Source organism: Anaerofustis stercorihominis, assembly GCF_005844425.1.
GTDB lineage: Bacteria > Bacillota > Clostridia > Eubacteriales > Anaerofustaceae > Anaerofustis > Anaerofustis butyriciformans.
This window is the reverse complement of record NZ_SPHL01000070.1, coordinates 1-3,943: the sequence shown is the minus strand read 5'-3', so window position 1 is coordinate 3,943 and position 3,943 is coordinate 1. Positions and strand designations below refer to the sequence as shown.

2 protein-coding genes are annotated in these 3,943 nt (G+C 25.4%); both read left to right on the top strand.

Going from position 1 to position 3,943, the window contains the following annotated elements:
* Positions 1–373 (top strand): DUF1788 domain-containing protein (locus tag FGQ49_RS10120; RefSeq protein ID WP_138269744.1); only part of this gene is annotated, 373 nt, incomplete at its 5' end.
* A gap of 11 nt (positions 374–384) precedes the next feature.
* Positions 385–3,912, top strand: coding sequence for a BREX system P-loop protein BrxC (gene brxC / locus FGQ49_RS10115; protein WP_138269743.1), 3,528 nt, complete (start codon positions 385–387; stop codon positions 3,910–3,912).
* The last annotated feature ends 31 nt before the right edge of the window (positions 3,913–3,943 follow it).

Below are 3,943 nucleotides of genomic sequence, written 5' to 3'. Positions count from 1 at the left end.
CGATATTATTATTGAAATATTAAAAGAAAAAGGATTTTTAGAAAAATGTTTTGATTATGAGAAGAAAAAAGGTGCTAAATATTTAAATACTATTATTTCAAAAACAATAGGAATAGGCTCTGGAAACGATTTGATAATGAAGAAAATAAAAAGTGAAGTAGAACCTAATCAGATTATTATAATAACAGGAATAGGAAAATGTTATGGTATAGTAAGAGGACATACAATATTAAATAATTTACACAGTGTAATAACAAATAATCCATTGATAATGTTTTATCCAGGAAGTTACAACGGACAAAGTTTTAAATTATTTAATAAATTAGAAAATGATAATTATTATAGAGCATTTCAATTTGTAGGGAGAAAGTAGGAGGAGTAAAAATGAAAAAATTAAAAGAGTTATATGCAAAGGATATTGAAAGAGAAATACAAGGAGTAATTAAAGTAGATGATGAAAGTTATGTTAGTCAAGAACTTGAAGAATATGTCGTAACTGAGGAATTGCTAAAACACTTTAATAGTTTTTTTGAAGCGTATAATACAGGAATAAATGGAAATACAGAAAAAATGGGAGTTTGGATTTCTGGTTTCTTTGGTAGTGGTAAATCTCATTTTTTAAAAATAGTATCATATTTGTTAGAAAATAAAGTTGTTAATGGAAAAAATGCAGTAGATTATTTTGATGATAAAATAGATGATAAAATGCTACTTGCTGATATAAAAAGAGCAGGGAGTATTCCTACTGATGTAATTCTTTTTAACATTGATTCTAAAACAGAAAACAGTAATGGAACAAAAGACAGAATATTAGATGTTTTTGAAAAAGTATTTAACGAAAAAATGGGACTTTCAATAACTCCATTTGTTGCAGAAATTGAAAGATATATTATAAGTCAAGGAAAATACGAAGAATTTAAAAAAGCATTTGAAAGTGAAGCAAATAGTTCTTGGGAAGAAATGAGAGATGGTATTCAATTTGTAGAAGATGAATTTGCTAATGCTCATGCAAAAACATTAAATAAGTCAGTGGAAGAAGCAAGAAGTGTAGTAGAAAGAACAGAAAAGAATTATACATTATCAGTTGAAAAATTTGCTGAAAGAGTCAGAGATTACATTAAATCAAAAGGACTAAATCATCACGTTGTATTTTTAGTTGATGAGATAGGTCAATATATTGGAGATGACAGAGGATTAATGTTAAATCTTCAAACAATAGTAGAAGATTTAGGACTAGAATGTGGTGGAAAGGCTTGGGTTATTGTTACATCGCAAGAAGCAATAGATGATGTAGTAAAAGTTCAAGGAAATGACTTTTCAAAAATACAAGGTAGATTTGATACTAAATTATCTTTATCAAGTTCTGATATAGACGAAGTAATTAAAAAGAGAATCCTTGATAAAACAGAAGAAGCAAAAGAAAGTTTAAAAATGATTTATGATAAAGAAGAATCTATTATAAGAAATCTTTTAACTTTTAAAAACGCTACATATCAAAAAGTATATGATGGTGCTAATGATTTTGCAGAAACATATCCATTCATTCCATATCAATTTAAATTATTACAAGATGTATTTACTGATATAAGAAAACACGGATATGCAGGAAAACATTTATCTAGTGGTGAAAGATCATTATTAGGTGCATTTCAAGAAACTGCTAAAAGATATGGTAGCGATGAAGTTGGAACAATTATTCCATTTTATGCATTTTACGATACTATTGAACAATTTTTAGAACATCAAGTAAAAATAGTTGTTAACAATGCTATTGACACAGTTAAAAGTGGTACTCTAAAAGAAATTGATATTAAAGTTTTAAAAATGTTATTTATGCTAAAAAATATAAAAGAAATACCTGCTAATATAGATAACTTATCAACTTTGTATGTTTCAAACATAAAAGATGATAAAATAACAATAAAAAAAGAAATATCTGATTCTTTAAGAAGATTAGAGGCTCAAACTTTAATTCAAAGAAATAATGATGAGTACAAATTTTTAACAGATGAAGAACAAGAAATAAATAGAGAAATAAAACAAATAGTTATAGACCAAAATAGAATTACAGATTATTTAAAGAGAATTGTTTTTGATTACATACTAACTGATAATAAGTTTACTTATAAAAATAAAAACTTTCCACTTACAAAATATATAGATAACATTAAATATTCACAAGAATATGAAATAGGTATAAAAGTTATTACTACTTCACCAGATAAAGATGATACAGAAATTATTATGCAATCTGCAAGAGAAAATAAATATGTATTTATTAAACTTGAAATTTCAACTTTAATTTATGACGAAATAACAAATTATTTACAAGTTGAAGAATATAGAAGAAGTAAAAGTGGTATTTTCCAAACTCAACAAGTTGAAGACATAATAAGAGCAAAACAAAGAGAAATAGAAAAAGCAGAAGCAAGAGTTAAAGAAAATATTAAAGAACAATTAAATGAAGCAGAAATTATTATAGCAGGAGATAGGCAGAATATAAGTTCTAGAGATGCAAAAGCAAGAGCAAATGAAGCATTAGAGATTTTAATAAATAACATATATACAAAATTTGCGTATATTAAGCATAATTTTAATACACAAGATATTAAAGATTTATTCCACGAAAATAGACAAAATCTAATTGGAAATGAAGTAGAATTTGTTAATCAAAAGGCTTATGATGCAATGAGAGAATATTGTGAAGAAAAAAATGCATTTAGTATGCCAATGACAATTAGAACTTTATTACAAGACTTTGGAACTGCTCCTTATGGATTTTTAGATGAAGACATATTATACATATTAACAAGATTGTTAAAAGATGAAGTAATATCTTTAATTTATAATAATGAAGTTCAAAACATTACAGCAGAAGATACTTTAACTAAAATATTAAAAAGAGATTATTATGATAGAACAATTATAAAGATTAGACAAAAAATTGATATGAATCTAATTAACGATTTAAAATCAGTAGCAAGAAATGCATTTAATGTTATTAATTTAAGAGAAGATGAAGATGGTATGGTAGAGGACTTTAAAACCGATTGTCTTCAAAGTACACTAAACAAATTAAATAAAATTGCAGGATATTATTATATTTCTGGAAGTGTTTATCAATATCCAGGACAAGATGTAAAAGATGAAGCAATTACATTAATTGAAAGACTATTAAGAATAAGAGATATAGGAGAATTCTTTAAAGAAGTATCAGATAGTAAAGATGAGTTCATTGCTTTAGCACCTAAAATAGAAATGGTATTGGATTTCTTTGATGGAACACAAAAAGAACAATTTGACGAAGCAAGAAAAATAATAACTATCTATGACAATAATAAAGACTATGCTGATAAAGCAGAAGAATTAACAACTGTTGTGGAAAAAATGGTTTCAATACTTAAGTCAAAAGAGCCATATAGTGAAATACACGAATTACCTACTTTAAGAAAAGACTTAATAGATATACTTACAAATATGTATGATGTTAAATCAGAGCCAATTATAAAAATGATAAATGAAACTATTTCATATATAGAAAATGAAGTCAAAAGTTATGGTGTGGATGAATCGTTTGGTAAACCATATATAGAAACTTGTAAAAAAGTTATATCAGCTCTAGAAAAATCTAACGAATTAAAAGATATATTTGCACAACAAACAAGAATTGACCAATTAAAAGATAGATTTATTAATGCATTAGAATATGAAAAGAGTAAGAAAAATGCAACAGATGAAACAGGAGAAATTGTAAAAGAAAAAATTGTTAAGAGAACAATAATAAGAACAGATAGTTTAATGAATCATTCTTATGAAATTAATTCAAGAGAAGACATTGATAAATATGTAGAAGAATTAAAAGAAAAACTTATTAAGGAGTTTGAAAAGAATAATAACTTAACAATTAGATAGGAGGAATGTTTTTTATGGATAAAGCCATATT